Raw genomic sequence first — 20051 nt, forward strand, 5'->3', positions numbered from 1 at the left:
GACAAGTATTCGTAGGATTTTCTGTCAGTAAAAGTTGTCTATTTATTTATTATGAATAGCAGAAAATTCCTCTAATTAAGGATGAAGAAAAGGAAATAAAATGACTCATACACATGATCACGAACATGACCATAATCATGAACCTGACTATATTACTTTGGTTGATGAAAATGGAAACGAAAGCTTGTTCCAAATTTTGATTACCATTGATGGACAAGAAGAATTTGGCAAAAACTATGTTGTTTTACAACCTACTGAGTTTGAAGAAGATGAACAAGGTCTTATCGATGTTTTGGCTTACTCATTTACTGAGAATGCTGACGGTACTGAAGGTGATTTGCAACCAATCCCTGAAGATGCTGAAGATGAATGGGATATGATTGAAGAAGTCTTCAATAGCTTTATGGATGAACAAGAAGATTAAAATAAAAAGCTGTCATTAACTGACGGCTTTTTTATTTCTTTAAGAAACTTATGAGGGATATTGTAGCAAGCACAGCAACGCAAACTAAGCCGATAGGAGGCCAAAACCAAACAATGATAATAGAAAGAAAGTTGATGAGAAAAAGATTTCTACCTGAAAGACTGTGTGTGAGTTCTTTGTATTCTTTATCAGGATTTTCTTTGAGTAGCTCATGGTCCATAAGGTGAAAAACAGCCGCCCAGAGAAAAATAATAATCAAATAGAAAAATTCAGGGAGAAATTCACTTGCATGTTTTCCGACCCAACCAGTGGTGAAGGGGAAAAACGACATAATGAATAGCCAGAGTGTATTCAATAAGAATATTCGAGGGGTGATATTTTTAATATCACGGTAAAGTTGATGATGATTATACCATACGGTCATAATCATAAAAAAGCTCAAAGCATAGGCTAAAAGTGGGATGGTTAATTCTGCCAGAGCAGGCCAGCCACTTTTATCAGGGGTTTTAAATTCTAAAACCATAATCGTTGCAATGATGGCAATAATAGCATCTGTAAAGGCCAAAAATCTTTCTTTTTCCATGGAATTATTTTATCATAAATGTTAAGATTTGCTTACGTTTTTTTCGAAAAATAATAAAAAGTTGCTGACAAATCTGTCAGTGACTTTTTTATTTATTTATTTTTTAAATTTACGCTTTAAACCGTTTTTGGCGACATCTTTAATGACTTTGTTACGTAAGCCTGGTTCATAGTTATCATAAATTGTTCCGTCAAAATTAATAATTTGAGCATTATGATTTTTATCATCAAAAATAAATTTACTAATCATTTGAGCTGTTTCTTCAGGTGATTTTACAAATGGACTATCGCCAACTTTTGCACCGTTCAAATCTGTTGCAACTGCACCGGGCATAACAGCAAAGATTTGTTTTTTAGATTTATCTTTTTTGAATTGATGACCAAAAGCAAAGGTCATGGCATTTTGTGCGGCTTTTGAAGTGACATAAGCAAGTGGCATCCAATATTCTTGAGAAACGGGTACGGTGATATTAATAATTTTAGCGTTCTCTGTCAGTGAATGTGGGAGGAGTTCTTTAATGACAGCATGTGTTCCCAAAAAATTGGTCTTAATTGTTTCTTCTAAATCAATTGTTGAATAATCAAAAGCTGATTTTTCCATATCAAGATGCCCTTTATCTGAATGAATATTCCCAGAAATTCCAGCATTATTAATAAGTAAGTCAATATCTGTCAGTGCTGACAGACTCGTCAATTGATTTAAGTCATCTAAATCTACTTTGACAAATTCGGCAGTAATTCCTTCGGCTTTCAGTTTTTCAACGGCTTCTTGTCCACGCATTTCGTTACGGGCTCCGACCAAGACTTCATAGCCACGATGACCAAGGTTTTGAGCAAGTGCAAAACCAATTCCTTTGTTTGCACCAGTGATAAGTGTTTTCATGATTTTTCTCCTTTGAGTTTTAGTTGTCGCCTTTAGACATTTGTTGCTGGTCAATTAGATTGGCCTTTAAAAACCAGTGACGGTGCCAATCTCCAGCTAAAGCGGTAAAGGGAACAGGTTGTTGGCCTGTTTTTTCTACTTTTTCTAGTAAATAATTTCGTAAAATCCAAGTGTCTTCGAGTGCTCTTTGTTTAAGATTAAATATTTTTTCAAGTTTTACTTCGCTAATTTTTAAATCAGTAGCAACTTCAGATTTGCTAAGTCCTGTGATTTCAAAATTTTTGCGGAGTTCTTTTTTGGTATTATACATTTGAAGGGGATTAAGTGACATTTTTCTTCTCTAGTCTTTCATTTTTGGAAAATAATTGCCAAGCATTTGTTGAGAAAGTAGTTTGGTGTTTTCGTCACTATTTACTTTGCCCATTTGGTGAAGTTGTTTGGCAAAACCAGCGTCAATCCGATCTAAGCCATTTTCAAGTCCGGCTAAAGTTTCACTAATTAAGTCTGAAAGTGCCATGTTATTGGGTGCATCAGTATTTGTATGGCTCTCAAGATTTGTTTCAGCAACTAATGGTGGAACTAGTTCAATGACTTTTAAAGTCTTTTCAAAATATTTGGCTTGTTCTCGAAGCGCATCAGAGTAAAAATGAACCCCAGCTTTGGTCAAATTGTAAATAGGGTGTGCACCGTCAGCCAGATTTGATAATCCTGATGAAACATTAATGACTAGTCCATTATTTTCGACAAGGATTTTCAAAAATGCTTGTGTCACAGCAATTGTTCCTAATAAATTAATATGAATTTCTTCTGTCAGTACTTCCAGAGAATTGTCAGCTTGGTCAAACAAATTGATCGCACGCATAATTCCGGCACAATTCATAATGACATCAAGTTGAGGGAAATTTTCTTTGATGAAGTTGACTAATGGGGGAAGAGAGTTTTTGTCAGCAACATCACTGACAAATCCTGTAAAAGTTGGATTTTCATCTAAAATTTGATTAAGACGTTTTTCATTTCGGGCGGTAATGATGACTTTATTTCCTAATTCGGAAAACTTTTTAGCAAAACCCAGTCCGATTCCGCTTGTACCACCTGTGATTAAAATCGTATGTCCTGTAAATGTCATGATTTCTCCTTTTTTGAGGTTATTTTTTTTAGTTTTTATAACCAACAAAATGAATTATAAACCAGAAAGTTATATTTGTCAAGAATTATAACTTGTGTTACAATTAATTTATGAATACACGTGAAAAGATATTAGGAAAAACAGAAGAATTTATCTTAGAGAATGGAATAGAGAAACTCACCATTTCAAAAATTGCTAAAGAACTCAATATTAGTCAACCGGCTATTTATAAGCATTTTAAAAGTAAAGATGAACTTTTAACGATACTTGCTCTTCGTTGGCTCAATGGCCAGACACTTGTAAAAATATTTCCTTTTGACACAAGCAAGTATGAACATCAAAAAGAGATTGTTCATGATTGGCTCTGGTCAGTCGCCATTGCCAAATATGAAGCACATCGAAAAACTCCAGAAATGTTTGCCTTATACACAACCTATATTGGGGAAAATTTAGAATTAGGGCGTAAACATATTTTAGAAATGGTTGAGAGTCTAAAGACAGCTGCTAAATTTGAAAGTGAAGAGGAAGCTGCTGCTTATATTCAAGCTTTTGTTTATTTTCATCACCCAAAAATTGCCCCACAGTGGGATGACCAATTTCAAAATCAATTTGAAAATCTCTGGACTTTGCTTGAACCGAATTTAAATGCCTTTTAAAGTTACTGACAGACTTTTTGGATTTCTGTCAGTAACTTTTACGATTTTGTCAGTAAAAAAACCTGTCAATTGACAGGTTTTTATTCTTTAATTCGGAAAACCATGGCAGTTCTAGGTTCAAGGATTAGATTTAAATGCCCTTTTGACCAACCAAAACTACTTCTTGGACCAAAACCACCAAATTTTTGGTCATCACTATCGAAGATAAGTTCTGGTTTTTCAGGAAATTGGAGTTGAAGCTCTTGTTCATAACTAGGATGGAAATTAAAGACGAAAAGAAGTTGCCCTTTTTGGTAAGCTAGTAATTTATCCGAATTTTTTATCCAAAGTTGTTGGACAGGTTCTGGGCTTTCTAAAAACTTGTAATGTCGCTCTAGATTAATCATCACTTGGTCAAATGCCAATAAATATTGGAAACGCAAATCTTTATTATCAGCTAAAGACCATTGTCTTCTAGCATGTTGGAAATCATCATGATTTTCTTGACGCGGAAAATCAAGCCATTCGGGGTGGCCAAATTCATTACCCATGAAATTTAAATAACCCTCACCAGCCAAACTAAAAGTAATTAGGCGAATTAATTTATGAAGCGCTATAGCACGGTCAATTTTTAGAGATTGACTATTAAGGTCCATTTTCCAATAAATCTCTTCATCAGCTAACCACATCATAATCGTTTTATCACCAACTAAAGCTTGGTCATGACTTTCAGAATAACCAATATTTTTTTCACCAGGACGTCGCGTCGTTAATTCCCACCAGAGACTCAACAAGTCAAGACTATTATCCGTTTTTTCTTTCAATTGTTTAATCCAAAAATCAGGAATTCCCATTGATAAACGGTAATCAAAACCAATTCCGCCACTTGAAATAGGTAGGGCCATTCCTGGCATAGCTGACATATCTTCAGCGATTGTTGTTGCTGATGGATTGAATAAATGTGTTAATTCATTTGCCAACATCAAATAAGTCACCGCTTCGATGTCTGTATTGAGCGAAAAATATTTGCTGTAATCAGTAAATGCAGTTCCTAAACCATGATCATGATAAAGCATTGAAGTCACACCATCAAAACGAAAACCATCAAAATGATAAGTATCCAACCAAAATTTAAGATTTGACAGTAGAAAATGAATCACTTCATCTTTGCCATAATTAAAAAGTTTCGTCTTCCAAGCTGGATGATTCCCCTGTTCACCTTCATGAAAATACTGATTTTCTGTCCCATCAAAATAGTTGAGACCATCTTCAATATTTTTTACAGCATGTGAATGAACCACATCTAAAAGCACTCGCAAACCCATACCATGTGCTTGATCAATCAATTCCATCAAATCTTCTGGCTGACCAAAGCGACTAGAAATTGCAAAAAAATTGGAAACTTGATAACCAAAACTAGCATAGAGCGGATGCTCCATAATTGCCATCAGTTGAATAGTATTGTAACCAGCCTTTTTAATTCTTGGTAAGACATCGCGCGTGAATTCTTTATAAGAATTAATTTTATATTCTTCAGTGGAAATACCAATATGTGCTTCATAAATTAAAGGAGCTTCTTTTAACTGAGGCGCTTTATTCTTCCAATCGTATTTTGGTTGAACAATCACTCCATCCAATCCATGGCGTTCATTGGGGACAGCAAACATGATATAAGAAGGGACACGATAAACTGTTTCACCAGATGGTAAAAGCAGCTTAACCTTCACCTTAGAACCCACTGGCAACATACCCGGAATTGAAATTTCCCAAGTCCCACCATAGGCCTGTTTCAACTCAAAATTGTTTTCCCAATTATTGAAATCTCCAACCAGCCAAGCTCTTTTAGCATTTGGTGCCCATTCGCGAAAAGTCCAGTGTTTACTTTCTTGTTGAAAGCCAAAATACTTATAACCATTAGCAAAATCAACAAGCGAACCATCAGTTCCTAAAAGCCGTTTTTTTGTCCGAGCAAATTCAAAAAGCCGCAAAGACAAATCTTCTTTGAAAGGTTCCAAATAAGGGTCATAATCCAAAATATTTAGAGGCATAAGCTATTCTCCTTTTTACTGAAAATCATTTCTAGCTCTATTTTATCACTTTTGCAAAGGTTTTCACAACGAAATTCCCATATAAAACAAAAAATATTTACTGACAGAATGGGTCAGTAAATATTTTTATTCATCATTAAAACCAAACCAAGGGTCTTCCTCACCTCCGAGTGCTTCTTGACCAAAAGAAAGAGTTTCTGGAATTTTGGGAGCATTAAAAAATTGTGAAGGAGTTGCTGCATTTTCTGTCAGCAAATTTTTTTGGTCAGCAACTTTTTCGTCATTAAAAAAATGAGCTTCTAGGCTTTGAATATAGTCATAAAACTCTGTCAGTAAATCATAATAAGCCTTTAATTCACTTGTTTTATTTAAATTTTTATAATTAGCCTGAAACTCTCCCCAACGTTCAGCAATATGTTTACTTTTCATAAAATCATTATAATCCATATTCATTCTTCCTCTTTTCTTTTTCCATTATAACTTATTTCACTTTAGCAACTTAAAAACTTGGCTTTAATCTTAAATAATAAAAAGGAATAGGTGTTTAGAAATTAATATAAAAAATAATTTTTTTAAGTTCAAGTGGTAGTTGTCTAATTTATTCAGGAATATCTTTTGGTTTTTCGATGGCTGAAAAAAGAGACGGAATTTTTGACTCAAATAAAAAGATATTGTGTGAGTAGGCAATTTGTAGTGCGAATAAAAAGGCTTATATTTCAATGATATATAAAACCTAAGCTTTTTTAAAAGGGTAATTTTGTACTTTAGCATTTGGATATAATAATTCTCGTATTCTAATATTTGAGGGAACCAGGGTTATAAGAATATGATAAAAATAGAAACAAGAGTAAAGAAAAAGCCTTATATATCAACAATATAAGACTTTTGATTTAGTGCCGAGTGCAGGAATCGAACCTGTGACCCCTTCGTTACGAGTGAAGTGCTCTACCGACTGAGCTAACTCGGCGCATAATAAAAGTGTGTGACCACTTTTATTATGATACAACTTTTTATTTGCTTTTTCAAGAACTAAAAGTCTTTGGCATTAGGTTGATTGTAGCCATATCGCTCACAGAAATCTTCTCGGAATTCAAGAAGATTATCATCCATAATGGCCCCGCGAACGTCTTTCATTAAATTAACAAGGAAGTGAAGATTATGGTATGAACAAAGACGAAGACCAAAAGTTTCATCAGCTTTGATTAAGTGACGAAGGTATGCGCGCGTATAGTTAGTACATGTGTAGCAATTGCACATTGGATCAAGTGGAGTAAAGTCGTGTTCGTATTTAGCATTACGAATGTTAACTCGACCGAAATGAGTCATTAGAGTTCCATTACGAGCAATTCGTGTAGGAAGAACGCAGTCAAACATATCAACTCCACGAATAACACCATCAATCAAGCTATCTGGTGCTCCAACACCCATTAAGTAGCGAGGCTTATCTTCCGGAAGCATAGGAGTTGTAAAGTCAAGGACAGCATTCATTTCTTTATGAGATTCACCAACGGCAAGGCCACCGATAGAATATCCAGCGAAATCCATTGAAGTCAAGTCTCTAGCTGATTGACGACGTAAATCTTCAAAACCAGCTCCTTGAACAATCCCGAAAAGTCCTTGGTCATTTGGACGACGGTGAGCATTGAGACCACGCTCAGCCCAGCGGGAAGTTCTTTCAACAGAGGCTTTGACATAGTCATAAGGTTGATAGAAAGGTGGACATTCGTCAAAGGACATCATGATATCAGAGCCGAGATTATTTTGAATGCTTATTGCTTTTTCGGGGTTAAGAAAAAGTTCACGTCCGTCTAAATGGCTCTTAAACTTGACGCCTTCTTCTGTGATATTTTTTTTGTTTTGAACTAAGCTGTAAACCTGAAAACCACCGCTATCAGTCAAAATAGGTTGGTCCCAATTCATAAATTTGTGAAGACCGCCAGCTTCAGCGACAAGTTCATCTCCAGGTCGTAACCAGAGGTGATAAGTGTTTGAGAGGATAATCCCTGAGCCTAATGTTTTGAGTTCTTCTGGGCTCATTGTTTTAACGGTAGCTTGAGTCCCAACGGGCATAAACATTGGAGTTGGGAAGGTACCGTGTGGTGTGATGATTTCTCCTAATCTTGCTCCTGTATGTTTTTCTTTTTTTATTAATCTGTATTTTATTGCGTGTTCTGTCATAAGATTCCTTTATATACTCTTAGAATTGAGCCTTCTTGTAGCTTAAAAAGCAAGCACTTATAAGTATAACAAAAATTAAATGGTTTTTATAGATGATTTTTTGAAAATCGGGCGAAAGTCTTAGAAATTTTGCTTATTTATTGATATAATTAAGTAAATATAATGTAAGACAAATTATTGGGAGGTATTTTATGTCAAGATGGGAATTGAAAAATCAAGCCAAAGGAGCTTTAAAAGATAATTTTGGTTCAAAAATGTTACTCTTTATTATTCCAATTATTGCGGGGATTTTAGGTGGAGGAAATGGTGTAAAGCAGTCAATGGACTACAATACTTCTAATTTTGACAGTATTCCAGGTAGTGTTTGGATGGTGATTAGCTTTGCGACTTTGCTTATTGCTATTTTAATGATTGTTGTGGCCTTGTTTATTTCAGTGGTCACAGTCGGGGCAATTTTTAACTATATCAAAATTTTCCGTGGTGAACGAAATAATCCGCAATTTAAAAATGTTTTTGGGCCTTTCTATGATGGTTCAGCTGGCAAAATTATTCTTTTAAGTATTGTCAAAGGGGTGATTTTTGTTGCCTTGATGTTTATCCCAGTAATTGGTTGGGCATTTGCAATTTATTTGGGACTTGGTTGGTCACAAGCAACTTATGTTTTGTTTGATCAGTTAGAAGAAGGACGTTACAGTGGTGTGATGGGCGTTCTTAGCGAATCAGCAACAATGATGAAAGGTTTGCGTGGAAATTATTTCATTTTCAAATTGAGTTTCTTCTGGTGGTATGTTCTTTATGGTATCTCAGGTGGTTTAGCAGGATTTTGGACTACTCCTTACCTCAACATGGCTTCAATTGCTTATTATGAAAATATTGGTAAATAATAAAAAAGCTGTCAAAGTTACTGACAGCTTTTTTATTTACTGACAGAATAATCAGTAACTTAATTTTCACGTTTAGCATGACGTCCATGAACGAAATGGTAAATGACAGCAATTAGAAGTGCAAGAATTGCCGATGCAAAATAGAGATTACGATAACCTAATAGAGGCATAAACATTCCTAAAATAAAGGGTCCAAAACCGACACCCATATCCATGAATCCAAAGAAAGTAGAAGTGGTGATTCCTAAACGATGAGCTTCTGAATTACGGATGGCAATTGCTTGTCCAAAAGGTGAAAATGAGCCATAGCCTAAACCGATAAATATAGCAGCAAGGAGCAACATCCATCCAGAATGAGCAAAACCAATTATTAATAGACCAAGTGCAAAGAAGAGATAGGTTGGGTACATTACAAAGTTATCACCAAAACCATCAAAGACACGACCAGTAATTGGACGAGAGAGAAGGACTGTGATAGCATAAACTAAGAAGAAAAATGAGGCGGCCTCTGAAAGGTGAATATTACGGGCATAGGCATCCATAAATGACAGAATACTTGAGTATGAAATACCTATGAGAAAGGCAATTAATGAAATTGGTAAAGCTTCTTTTTCAAAATAATTTGACCAAGCGAATTTTTTATGTACTTTATTATCGACGGAATTAGAGCTGTCAGTAGTTTTTTCAACATGTATGAAGAAAATTCCGACTAAGGCAATAAATAAAAGTAAGGCAGAAAGCCAAATTAATGAGTAAAAGCCAGATGTTCGGTAAAGAAACATTGACAAAAAGGGACCAACTGCTGATGATAATGTGACAGAGAGCGCATAATAACCAATTCCTTCACCCCGTCTTGAAGAAGGAACAATGGCACCAGCCAAAGTTCCAGAAGCTGTTGCAGCAATACCAAATCCAAGTCCATGTACAAGACGTAAAATTAAAAGAAGAATAACACTATGCACAAAAAAATAAGCAAAGGTAAACAAGAAATAAATGATTGTCCCTATGTACAAAAGCTTTTTTGCACCAAGGCGTTTCATATTATTTCCAGCCCATAGCCGAGCAATAAATCCGCCGACAATAAAAATTCCAGATAAGATACCAGCGATACTAGCAGAAGCGTGATAACGTTCCATAGCCATTGTACCAATAACAACAGTAGGGAGATAAAAAACAAGATAAAAAATAAAATTAAGTAACATATTAACAACGAAAGTTGTTGTCCAAAGTTTTTCTTTCATAAAGTTCCTTTCTTTGAGAAAAATTTATGAATGCGTAAACATCCGGCAAAAAAACAGATAAAACTCCCGCTTTTTAGACGAGAGTTTTGTGTTTGCGTAATTCAACTATATTATTGTATCAAAAAAAAGGAATAAAATGTTGCCAGGGAAACGTAATAATCTATAGTAAGAGGATTAAATTCATTTTTTTCCTAAACCTGAATAGGCATATTCAATTTTAATACAGCGATTCATCACAATTTTATCTCTTCCTGCTTCTCGAAGAATTTGTTCAGCTTCTTGAGATTGTAAGCCCAATTGTGCCCAGAAAATATCAGCGTCTGTTTCAATGAAATCGCGAGCAACATCTGCCAAAAATTCGCTCCGACGAAAGATATCAACGATATCAATATGAAAAGGAATCTCTTTAATAGAGGCATAAACTTTTTCACCTAGTAATTCACGACCAGCAAGTCGTGGATTGACTGGAATAACATGGTAGCCATTTTGTTGTAATCCTTGAGCAATTAAAAAAGATGAACGGTCTGTTTTATCGCTAATCCCAACAACAGCGATAGTCTTTGCATTTTTGAGATAATCAAACATTACCTCTTGTTTTGGATTTTCAAATTCGTACATTAGATTTCCTCCTCCTGCTTTGTTTTTATTATACAATATTAAAGGAAGCGGTGTGGTTTAAAAGGTTCTTTAAAATGATTATAAAAATTTTTCAGAATTGTAAAATCCTTGAAATTTTTTGCTATAATTAGGCTATGAATAAGAAACAAATAAAAACACTAACAAGCGTCATTGTAGTTATTATTGCACTGGCTGTAGGATATTTTGGCTCAGGACGTTTGCATTTGGGACAAGGAAATAATCCGTCTGCCAATAATAGTAGTCAAGTTTCCACAAAATCACTGGCAAGTTCGGTCAAACAAGCACCTTTATCTTTTAAAAATCAAAGACAAATGGTCATGGCAAATACTGATGCTTTAGGTCGTGCGGTTGATTCACATATTCAACTGAAAGATTCTCAAGAACCCAAAGTCAAACGTGAACCCTTGACCTATAATCCGGTTGGTTGGCATAATTATAATTTTTATTATAAAAAATCAGATGGTTCGATTGGTAAAATGTGGCTAATGGCTCGTGGCCATTTGGTGGGTTATCAATTTTCAGGTCTAAATAATGAAGCAAGAAATTTAGTGCCAGAAACGGCTTGGTTCAATGGTGGAAATTTCACTGGAACGAACGATGGAAATACAGCCAGCATGCTTTATTACGAAAATCGTTTGGACAGTTGGCTTGCTAACCATCCCAATTATTATTTAGATTATCAAGTGACACCACTTTACAAAGGAAATGAACTTTTGCCTCGACAAATTCGTTTGGCCTATGTTGGAATTGATAAAAATGGTCAAACCTTGTCTATCAAACTCGGTGGTGGTCGTGAAAAGTCAGGAAATGGTGGAGCAACTGTCGTTGTTCTTGACAATGTCGCTCCAAATGCAAAAATTAATTATGCTGACGGGACCGCAGTTAATACAGTCAGGCCTAAATAGTTACTGACAAGCTATTCTGTCAGTAAAATAAAGCTCTATCATTAAAAAAATGCTTGAAAAATCAGTCAAAAGACTGAGAATTTCGGGCATTTTTTCTTGTTATAATTAATATATAAATACAAATTCGTGAGTTATGAGAATTTGTTGATTATCGGAGGAAAGAGAATGTTTTTACTACTTATATTATTTTTAGCTATGTTACTTTTTATAAAAGGATTCTTTAAAATTGTTTTACCTGCTTTGATTATATTAATGATTTTGAAATTTTTGTTCGGTGGTTTAATGCTCTTACTTAGTCCACATTTCTGGGGGACTTTGCTCGTAATTAGCATTATTGTGTGGCTTGTGAGAGCCAGTCGTAGTCGTTACTACTAAAAGGAGAAAAAATGTTTGTAGGATTATTATCAGGTTTAATTGTAATGGGGGCCTTGCTATCAATTTTGTTAGTACTTTTGGGAGTGATGGCATTGAGAGTTTTTCTACGCTATATCTTGCCCATTTTACTTATTTTACTGATTATTCGTTTGATTATTTCAGGAATTGTACTTTTGTTTAACCCGCACTTTTGGTTATTCATTGCTGTTGTCGCTTTGGTCCTTTGGATTCTTGGTAAAATTAGGAATTAAGTAGTGTATAAATAATATTAACTTATAGAAATTACTGACCTTTTTGTCAGTAATTTTTTGCTTATAATATTATAATCATTTTTAACTTTATTGAGTGTTTTCCAAAAATTTGGTATAATTTTTTTACAACTGTGTATTTGAAACAAGCATTTTGTTTATAAAAAAGATTTCCGCTAAGGAAACATCGGAGGACGTCATGTCAAATGAATACAGATCCCGCTCGTCACGTCATGAGCGGAGAAGCTCTCGTTGGGCAAATAAAGATTCTGATGTCGTGGAAGCGGCAGCGAATCAAGCAATCAGGCATTTAGAAGAAGAACCAGAAGGTCAAAACGTCGAACGAACTTCAAGACAAAAATTGACACATGAAAAAACACTCAGAATTCCTTTAGCAGTCTATGGATTACTTACAGGTCTATCAGTGCTTTTAGCATTAACTTTTTATGCATTTCCTTTGTGGAAACCAGTGGCCACAGCCAGCCAATCACAAAACCTTTATTCAGGATTGGCAATGCATCATGGCTTAATCCCTTTTAATGATTTTTATGGGACAGGCGGCTCAGCTTTTTACCTTATTAACTGGTTAGGGAATATTGGTGGGACGACTTGGCTTTTATGGCTTTTTGAAATTATTGCTTTACTAATCAGTGGGATTTTAGTTTACCGATTAGTGGGTCAACAAACGAGAAATCAAGCCGCATCACTTACTGTTTCAGTATTTACTTTAGTGATTATTGCAGGTTTGGCAAGAGGAGGAGATAGTCCAACGCTCTTTGCGCTTCCCTTTGCATTATGGGCGGCACGATTTTTGAATTCTTATTTCCAAGATAGCTCAACAGATAGAGGGTTTATTCGTTTTGGGATGGCCGCTGCTTTTGCCTTAGTCATTTCTCCTGTCATGTCAGTTTTCTTTATTTTATCTGCTATCGCTCTCATTATTCATAATGTGGGTAGCCGTAAAATCGGACGTGGTTTTTATCAAATGTTGGCAACAATTCTGGGAGTTTTACTAGTAGGTTATTCCATCGCTTACTATTCTCTGGAAGAACAAACAATCTACACTTCAATTGAGCAGTCCATTTTGATTCCTTTTACTCATTTTGGACCAAGTGGTGATTTATTATTAATCCTTGCTAAAGCTTTAGTTCTTACACTTATTTTTGGGATTGTTGCAGGTTTCGTACAAGGAGTTATGCAACTTAAAAATGGTGGTCCGGCGAGAGTTTGGTATGTCATGATGCTTATTGGCATTGTTGGACTGACAACAATGATTGTTTTTGCTCAGACTTTTGATAGCTCTAATCTTTTGGCTGTCCTCCCCTTTACAGTAGTCTTTGCAGGTCTTGGGCTGACAGATAGTGACCAAATTTTGTTGAAATATCTCCAAAATCGTTTGTTTGCACCGATTTTGGCAATACTTTTTGTCATTTTTACACCGATTAGCTATCATTTTATGAATCGATCTGTTGCTTCTGAGGAACAAAGTGTGTCACAATATATTAAGACAAATTCTAAAAGTTCTGACCGAGTTTATGTTGTTGCTGATGGCAAAAATATTAATAATTTGACAAAAACAATTTCAACTTTAGATAATGTTCCGGCAAATTATCCAATTAAGTTTACCCAAAGCTATGACCTGAAAGTTGGAAAACTCTCAGATAGATTTGTTGTTTTACAAGCTGGCAAAGAAGTTCCGACTAGTTTGAAAAAAGTGTTAGACAAAAATTATAAAGTGACTAACTATTCTGGCAAATATTTCCAAGTTTATGAAAAGAAATAGATGAGGAAAAAATTAGCAGAACCTATTTGTAAGTTTTGAAACTCAAAACTTCATAATGTTAACGGAGGTCAATAATGAGAAAATTTGAAAAATCGCATAAACTTGATAATGTCAGCTATGATATTCGTGGTCCAGTATTGGATGAAGCACAAAGAATGCGAGCCAATGGTGAAAAAATTCTTCGATTGAATACAGGAAATCCAGCTGAATTTGGCTTTCTTGCTCCTGATGAAGTCATTAGTGACTTGATTCAACATGCTGTGGATAGTGAAGGATATTCAGATTCTAAGGGGATTTTCTCGGCTCGTAAAGCGATTATGCAATATTGTCAGCTTAAAGGTTTTCCTAATCTTGATATCAATGATATTTTCACAGGTAATGGGGTTTCTGAATTGATTGTTATGGCCATGCAGGGACTTTTAGACACAGGAGATGAGGTTTTGATTCCTATGCCTGATTATCCACTTTGGACGGCTTCTGTCAGCTTAGCTGGGGGGACAGCTGTTCACTACCTCTGCGATGAACAGGCAGGTTGGTTCCCTGACATTGATGATATTCGCTCAAAAATCACAAGTAATACAAAAGCCATTGTCTTGATTAATCCTAATAATCCAACGGGTGCATTGTATTCTAAAGATTTACTACTTGAAATTGTGCAAGTGGCTAGAGAAAACAATTTAATTATTTTCTCAGATGAGATTTATGACCGATTGGTTATGGACGGAGCAGTTCATGTTCCGATTGCTAGCTTGGCACCAGATCTTTTTGTGGTCACAATGAATGGCCTCTCAAAATCACACCGCATTGCGGGATTCCGTGTGGGGTGGATGGTTCTGTCAGGTGAAAAATCGCATGTCAAGGGTTATATTGAAGGTTTGAATATGCTGGCTTCAATGCGACTTTGTTCCAATGTTTTAGCTCAATCAGTCGTACAAACTTCACTTGGTGGCACTCAATCAGTTGATAAATTGCTGTTGCCGGGTGGACGAGTTTATGAACAAAGAGAATTCATTTATAAAGCCATCAATGGTATTCCAGGATTATCTGCGGTCAAACCTCAAGCAGCTTTCTATATTTTCCCTAAAATTGACAGAGAAATGTATAAAATTGATAATGATGAACAATTTGTCTTGGACTTTTTGAAGCAGGAAAAAATCCTGCTTGTTCATGGTCAAGGATTTAATTGGAAAGAGCCAGACCATTTCCGAATTGTTTATCTGCCTCGTGTGGACGAATTAGCGGAAATACAAGAAAAAATGGAACGTTTCCTTTGGCAATATCGTAAATAATAAATAGAAAAAGATGTATGAATAATTCGTATATCTTTTTTTGTTGAGAGTAATTTTCTGACAATTTTTATTGTTTTTCATGCTTTTTTATGTTATACTGATTATGAAAAATTTTGTATAAAAACAAGAATATAAAAAAATAGGAGAACAAAGTGGCTACATTACTTGAAAAAACACGTAAAATCACCGCGATTTTGCAAGATGGAGTGACCGATTTGCAACAAGAGTTGCCATATAACAGTATGACTGAACGCTTGGCAAACGTCATTGATTGCAATGCATGCGTGATTAATACGAAGGGCGAGTTGCTTGGTTACTCATTGCCTTACAATACAAACAATGACCGTGTTGACCAATTTTTCTATGATCGTAAATTGCCTGATGAATATGTTCGTGCGGCAGTACGTATCTACGATACAATGGCAAACGTTCCTGTTGACCGTCCATTAGCAATCTTCCCAGAAGAAAGCCTTGGCGATTTTCCAAAAGGTGTGACAACTTTAGCACCTATTTATGGTTCTGGAATGCGTTTGGGAACATTTATCATGTGGCGTGAAGACGGCGAATTCACTGATGATGATTTGATCTTAGTTGAACTTGCAACAACAGTAATTGGTGTTCAACTCTCAAATCTTAAACTTGAACAAATGGAAGAAAATATCCGTAAAGACACCATGGCAACTATGGCTGTTAACACACTTTCATATTCAGAAATGAAAGCTGTTAAAGCAATTATTGAAGAGCTTGATGGTGAAGAAGGACATGTTATTGCTTCTGTCATTGCTGACAAGATTGGTATTACACGTTCAGTCATCGTTAATGCCTTACGTAAACTTGAATCTGCTGGTGTAATTGAATCACGTTCACTTGGTATGAAAGGAACTTATCTTAAAGTTCTTAATACTGGTTTATTTGATAAACTTGCAGGACGTAATTTCTAAAAGCCAGGGTCTTAGCGCTTAGACTTCGGCTTCACAAAAAGCTCCTATCGCAGATGGGAGCTTTTTATGCTTTATAAGACTTTTAATCAAAATCCTATCAGGTTTAGGTCAGAACGTTGAACTTGCTGACAGAAGCCGCATACGTGGTCAGAGCACTATTTAGTTTCACAAACAGCTCCTATCTCAGATGGGAGTTGTTTTCGTTTTATAAAGATTATCGATTATAGATTTATAATTATTGACGAAATTGTCTGTCAGCAATTTTTAAAATTTTATCAGAGATAAATTCTTTTGTCAGTAATTTTGCTTTCTATTTTTACTGACAAAGAGTTCTGTCAGTAAAAAAATGACTGGTAAATGGTTTAAAATCACTGATAGACTGTTAAAATGCCGATTTTTTGTTATAATTAACAAGAATAAACTCTAAAAAATGGAGATTGAAAATATGAGTCAAATTACAGAGGAACAAGTCAAGCACGTGGCGCTTTTGTCAAAGCTTGAATTCTCGGAAAATGAAGTAAAATCATTTACCGATACTTTTGGAAAAATCATTGATATGGTTGAAATGTTAGATGAAGTTGATGGTGAAGGTGTCCCATTTACTATGAATGTGGCAGATAATCTCAACTTCATGCGTGAAGATGTGGCAGAAAAAGGACTTGACCGTGAAAAACTCATGGCAGCCGTTCCTGAAAAAGAAGACGGATTTATCAAAGTTCCAGCAATGCTTTCTGATGGAGGAGATGCTTAATGTCATACAATAACAAATCAATCAAAGAGCTTCATGAGCTACTTGTAAATAAAGAAATTTCAGCTCTTGAACTGACAAAAGCAACTCTTTCTGATATTTCTGCACGTGAACCACAAATTGATGCTTTTTTGAAAATTACAGAAGAAAAAGCTTTGCAAGATGCTGCTGCAATTGATGCTCGTGGAATTAATCCAGACGTTGTGACTGACGGAATTTCAATTGCTGTCAAAGATAATATTGTCACAGAAGGAATTGAAACAACAGCTGCTTCAAAAATTCTTGGAGGTTGGATTCCGCCTTATAATGCAACGGTTGCGAATAAATTGAGCGAATCTGGGTTAATTACAATTGGTAAACTCAATATGGATGAGTTTGCTATGGGTGGTTCTGGTGAAAATTCTTCGGTTAAGCCAACCAAAAACGCTTGGGATCAAACAAAAGTACCTGGCGGTTCTTCATCTGGTTCTGCGGCTTCAGTTGCTTCTGGTCAAGTTCGTTTATCATTGGGTTCAGATACGGGTGGATCAATTCGTCAACCTGCGGCATTCAATGGGATTGTTGGTTTGAAACCAACTTATGGTCGTGTGAGTCGTTTTGGTTTGATTGCTTTTGCTTCATCATTAGACCAAATCGGCCCATTGGCACCAACAGTTGAAGAAAATGCTCAACTTTTGAATGTCATTTCTGGCTTTGATAAAAATGATAGCACATCATCAAATGTTGCAGTTCCTGACTTTACAAGTAAAATTGGTCAAGACATTAAAGGAATGAAGATTGCTTTGCCTAAAGAATATTTTGGTGAAGGAATTGATGAAAAAGTAAAAGAACAAATTTTGGCAGCAGCTAAACATTTGGAAAAATTGGGTGCCATCGTTGAAGAAGTTAGTCTTCCTCATAGTAAATATGGTGTTGCAGTTTATTATATTATTGCCTCTTCTGAAGCCAGCTCAAATCTTCAACGTTTTGATGGTATTCGTTACGGTTATCGTGCACAAGACATCAAAAATCTTGAAGATTTGTATGTTAAATCCCGTTCTGAAGGATTTGGTCCAGAAGTTCAACGTCGAATTATGTTAGGAACTTTCAGTCTTTCAGCAGGTTCTTATGATAAACATTTCAAAAAAGCAGGTCAAGTTCGTACTTTAATCATCAATGATTTTGCAAAAGTTTTTGAAAAATATGATTTAATCTTAGGCCCAACAACTCCGACACCAGCTTGGGACTTGGGAGCACGTGTTGATGATCCACTTTCAATGTATTTGGCGGATTTATTGACAATTCCAGTCAATCTTGCTGGACTTCCAGGAATTTCAATTCCTGCTGGTTTTGCCGATGGACTACCTGTGGGAATGCAATTGATTGGTAAACGTTACGATGAAGAAACGATTTATCAAGTAGCGGCTGCTTTTGAAGCAACTACTGATTTCCACAAAAAACAACCGATTATTTTTGGAAAGGTACAATAATGAACTTTGAAACAGTAATTGGGCTTGAAGTCCACGTTGAGTTAAGTACAAACTCAAAAATTTTCAGTCCCGCCTCAACAAAATTTGGTGGAGACCCTAATACAAATACAAATGTGATTGACTGGTCACTTCCTGGTGTTTTACCAGTAATGAATAAAGGGGTAATTGATAGCGGAATTAAAGCGGCTCTTGCTTTGAATATGGATATTCACAAATCAATGCACTTTGACCGCAAAAATTATTTCTATCCTGATAATCCCAAAGCTTACCAAATTTCACAATTTGATGAGCCAATTGGTTACAATGGTTCCATTGAAATTGAACTTGAAGATGGCCATAAAGCAACGATTCGCATTGAGCGTGCTCATTTGGAAGAAGATGCTGGGAAAAATACCCATGGAACAGATGGTTATTCTTATGTCGATTTGAATCGTCAAGGAGTACCATTGATTGAGATTGTCTCAGAAGCTGACATGCGCACTCCTGAGGAAGCTTATGCTTATCTGACAGCACTTAAAGAAGCTATTCTTTACACAGGAATTTCTGATGTGAAGATGGAAGAAGGTTCAATGCGTTGTGACGCCAATGTTTCGCTCCGTCCTTATGGCCAAGAAGCTTTTGGTGTGAAGACAGAAGTTAAAAACATGAACTCATTTAGCAATGTCAAAAAAGCATTGGACTTTGAAGTCGCTCGTCAAGCTAAGATTTTGCGTGCGGGTGGCGAAATTCGTCAAGAAACACGTCGTTTTAATGACAAAACGGGTGAAACAATTTTGATGCGTGTTAAAGAAGGTGCCTCTGATTACCGTTACTTCCCAGAGCCAGATGTCCCTCGTTTTGAGATTTCTGATGAATGGATTGAAGAAATGCGTCAAAGTTTGCCGATGACGGCAAGTGCTCGTCGTGCGCATTATATTAATGATTTAGGCTTGTCTGACTATGATGCGCGTCAATTGACTGCAACTAAAGAAGTTTCTGATTTCTTTGATCAAGCGATTAAATTTGATACTGACCCTAAATTGGTTTCAAACTGGTTGCAAGGTGAAGTGGCTCAATATTTGAATAGTGAGAAAAAAGAACTTCATGAGATTGGCTTAACTCCAGAAAATCTGACAGAAATGATTCGTTTGATTTCAGATGGAACAATTTCTTCAAAAATTGCTAAAAAAGTCTTTATTGAATTAGCAAAAAATGGTGGTTCTGCCGAAGAATTTGTCAAGAAAGCTGGTTTGGTTCAAATTTCTGACCCTGCAGTTCTTTTGCCAATCATTCATGATGTATTTGCTAAGAATGAACAATCTGTAGCAGATTATCGTGGTGGGAAGCAAAATGCGGCGAAAGCTTTGGTTGGTCAATTGATGAAAGCAACTAAAGGACAAGCTAACCCAACGGTTGCTCAAAAACTTTTGTATCAAGAATTAGATAATTTCTAAGTATCAGCTGTCTCTAATCTACTTTTAAAGGGGAAAGAGTCAGTCGGAATGAAAAAATCTACGCTTTTCTAATCTCCAACCTGAAAGATCCTTTTTCATTCTCTTCCAGCTATGGCGAACTTCCTGCCATTTCGTCTTGACAGCTGTGCTATGGATAACGTAGTGAAACAAAGTAGATACCTTATTACTCTCGCAATAGGGAACGCCCCTAGATGAAACA

Annotated in this window: 21 protein-coding genes and 1 tRNA gene; 12 read left to right on the top strand and 10 right to left on the bottom strand. The window is 35.8% G+C overall.

All coding sequences use genetic code 11. From position 1 onward, the window contains the following. The first annotated feature begins 100 nt into the window (after positions 1–100). The gene (locus tag QJV49_RS08045) at positions 101–424 is read left to right on the top strand and encodes a DUF1292 domain-containing protein (protein WP_003131822.1); all 324 of its coding nucleotides are present in this window, start codon (positions 101–103) and stop codon (positions 422–424) included. A gap of 31 nt (positions 425–455) precedes the next feature. On the opposite strand, the gene QJV49_RS08050 is transcribed toward QJV49_RS08045, so the two are convergent. The 4 genes from QJV49_RS08050 to QJV49_RS08065 form a co-directional block, all read right to left on the bottom strand. Beyond that, positions 456–1007 (bottom strand): TMEM175 family protein, encoded by a 552-nt coding sequence (locus QJV49_RS08050; protein WP_225512390.1) that lies wholly within the window; start codon positions 1005–1007, stop codon positions 456–458. A 96-nt stretch (positions 1008–1103) separates the two neighbouring features. Further along, positions 1104–1889, bottom strand: coding sequence for an SDR family NAD(P)-dependent oxidoreductase (locus QJV49_RS08055; protein WP_225512389.1), 786 nt, complete (start codon positions 1887–1889; stop codon positions 1104–1106). Positions 1890–1908: 19 nt separating this feature from the next. Continuing rightward, complete coding sequence (locus QJV49_RS08060) at positions 1909–2220, bottom strand: DUF2316 family protein (RefSeq protein ID WP_225512388.1); 312 nt, start codon at positions 2218–2220, stop codon at positions 1909–1911. Between the two features lie 9 nt (positions 2221–2229). Next, positions 2230–3015 (bottom strand): SDR family oxidoreductase, encoded by a 786-nt coding sequence (locus tag QJV49_RS08065; RefSeq protein WP_225512387.1) that lies wholly within the window; start codon positions 3013–3015, stop codon positions 2230–2232. Between the two features lie 110 nt (positions 3016–3125). Here QJV49_RS08065 and QJV49_RS08070 point away from each other — a divergent pair, with 110 nt between their 5' ends. After that, a complete protein-coding gene (locus QJV49_RS08070; RefSeq protein WP_010905153.1) occupies positions 3126–3671 on the top strand; it encodes a TetR/AcrR family transcriptional regulator in 546 nt (181 codons plus the stop codon). An 80-nt stretch (positions 3672–3751) separates the two neighbouring features. Here QJV49_RS08070 and QJV49_RS08075 read toward each other — a convergent pair whose 3' ends face one another. The 4 genes from QJV49_RS08075 to tgt form a co-directional block, all read right to left on the bottom strand. Further along, positions 3752–5698 carry an alpha-amylase family glycosyl hydrolase gene (locus tag QJV49_RS08075; protein ID WP_225512386.1) on the bottom strand — a complete coding sequence of 649 codons (1947 nt, stop codon included), beginning with the start codon at positions 5696–5698 and terminating at the stop codon, positions 3752–3754. A 126-nt stretch (positions 5699–5824) separates the two neighbouring features. Further along, positions 5825–6145 carry a hypothetical protein gene (locus QJV49_RS08080; protein ID WP_225512385.1) on the bottom strand — a complete coding sequence of 107 codons (321 nt, stop codon included), beginning with the start codon at positions 6143–6145 and terminating at the stop codon, positions 5825–5827. A 447-nt stretch (positions 6146–6592) separates the two neighbouring features. Further along, a tRNA-Thr gene (locus tag QJV49_RS08085) sits at positions 6593–6665 on the bottom strand. Between the two features lie 62 nt (positions 6666–6727). Further along, complete coding sequence (gene tgt, locus QJV49_RS08090) at positions 6728–7876, bottom strand: tRNA guanosine(34) transglycosylase Tgt (protein ID WP_225512384.1); 1149 nt, start codon at positions 7874–7876, stop codon at positions 6728–6730. A 191-nt stretch (positions 7877–8067) separates the two neighbouring features. On the opposite strand from tgt, the gene QJV49_RS08095 reads away from it, so the two are divergent. Then, the gene (locus tag QJV49_RS08095; protein WP_225512383.1) at positions 8068–8760 is read left to right on the top strand and encodes a DUF975 family protein; all 693 of its coding nucleotides are present in this window, start codon (positions 8068–8070) and stop codon (positions 8758–8760) included. Between the two features lie 59 nt (positions 8761–8819). On the opposite strand, the gene QJV49_RS08100 is transcribed toward QJV49_RS08095, so the two are convergent. Further along, positions 8820–10001 (bottom strand): MFS transporter, encoded by a 1182-nt coding sequence (locus QJV49_RS08100; protein ID WP_225512382.1) that lies wholly within the window; start codon positions 9999–10001, stop codon positions 8820–8822. Positions 10002–10181: 180 nt separating this feature from the next. Then, complete coding sequence (locus tag QJV49_RS08105; protein ID WP_225512381.1) at positions 10182–10619, bottom strand: CoA-binding protein; 438 nt, start codon at positions 10617–10619, stop codon at positions 10182–10184. A gap of 134 nt (positions 10620–10753) precedes the next feature. Between QJV49_RS08105 and QJV49_RS08110 the strand changes: the two genes are divergently transcribed. From QJV49_RS08110 to gatB, 9 genes are all read left to right on the top strand, one after another. Further along, positions 10754–11545, top strand: coding sequence for a DNA/RNA non-specific endonuclease (locus QJV49_RS08110; protein ID WP_225512380.1), 792 nt, complete (start codon positions 10754–10756; stop codon positions 11543–11545). Positions 11546–11710: 165 nt separating this feature from the next. Further along, positions 11711–11920 carry a hypothetical protein gene (locus QJV49_RS08115; protein WP_010905160.1) on the top strand — a complete coding sequence of 70 codons (210 nt, stop codon included), beginning with the start codon at positions 11711–11713 and terminating at the stop codon, positions 11918–11920. 11 nt (positions 11921–11931) lie between these two features. Further along, positions 11932–12171, top strand: a complete 240-nt coding sequence (locus QJV49_RS08120; RefSeq protein WP_225512379.1) for a hypothetical protein — start codon at positions 11932–11934, stop codon at positions 12169–12171. 196 nt (positions 12172–12367) lie between these two features. Then, a complete protein-coding gene (locus QJV49_RS08125; RefSeq protein WP_225512378.1) occupies positions 12368–13951 on the top strand; it encodes a glycosyltransferase in 1584 nt (527 codons plus the stop codon). Positions 13952–14025: 74 nt separating this feature from the next. After that, on the top strand, positions 14026–15240 hold the full coding sequence (locus tag QJV49_RS08130) for a pyridoxal phosphate-dependent aminotransferase (protein ID WP_281449126.1): 1215 nt from the start codon (positions 14026–14028) through the stop codon (positions 15238–15240). A 152-nt stretch (positions 15241–15392) separates the two neighbouring features. Then, a complete protein-coding gene (gene codY / locus QJV49_RS08135) occupies positions 15393–16181 on the top strand; it encodes a GTP-sensing pleiotropic transcriptional regulator CodY (RefSeq protein ID WP_225513024.1) in 789 nt (262 codons plus the stop codon). A 445-nt stretch (positions 16182–16626) separates the two neighbouring features. Next, positions 16627–16932, top strand: coding sequence for an Asp-tRNA(Asn)/Glu-tRNA(Gln) amidotransferase subunit GatC (gatC, locus tag QJV49_RS08140; RefSeq protein WP_010905163.1), 306 nt, complete (start codon positions 16627–16629; stop codon positions 16930–16932). Then, a complete protein-coding gene (gene gatA, locus QJV49_RS08145; protein ID WP_017864006.1) occupies positions 16932–18398 on the top strand; it encodes an Asp-tRNA(Asn)/Glu-tRNA(Gln) amidotransferase subunit GatA in 1467 nt (488 codons plus the stop codon). Before gatC ends, gatA begins: the two co-directional genes overlap by 1 nt. Beyond that, positions 18398–19831, top strand: a complete 1434-nt coding sequence (gatB, locus tag QJV49_RS08150) for an Asp-tRNA(Asn)/Glu-tRNA(Gln) amidotransferase subunit GatB (protein ID WP_225513025.1) — start codon at positions 18398–18400, stop codon at positions 19829–19831. The genes gatA and gatB overlap by 1 nt, the downstream gene beginning before the upstream one ends. Positions 19832–20051 lie beyond the last annotated feature (220 nt).

Origin of the sequence: Lactococcus sp. NH2-7C (assembly GCF_029953655.1) — a bacterium.
Lineage (GTDB): Bacteria > Bacillota > Bacilli > Lactobacillales > Streptococcaceae > Lactococcus > Lactococcus lactis.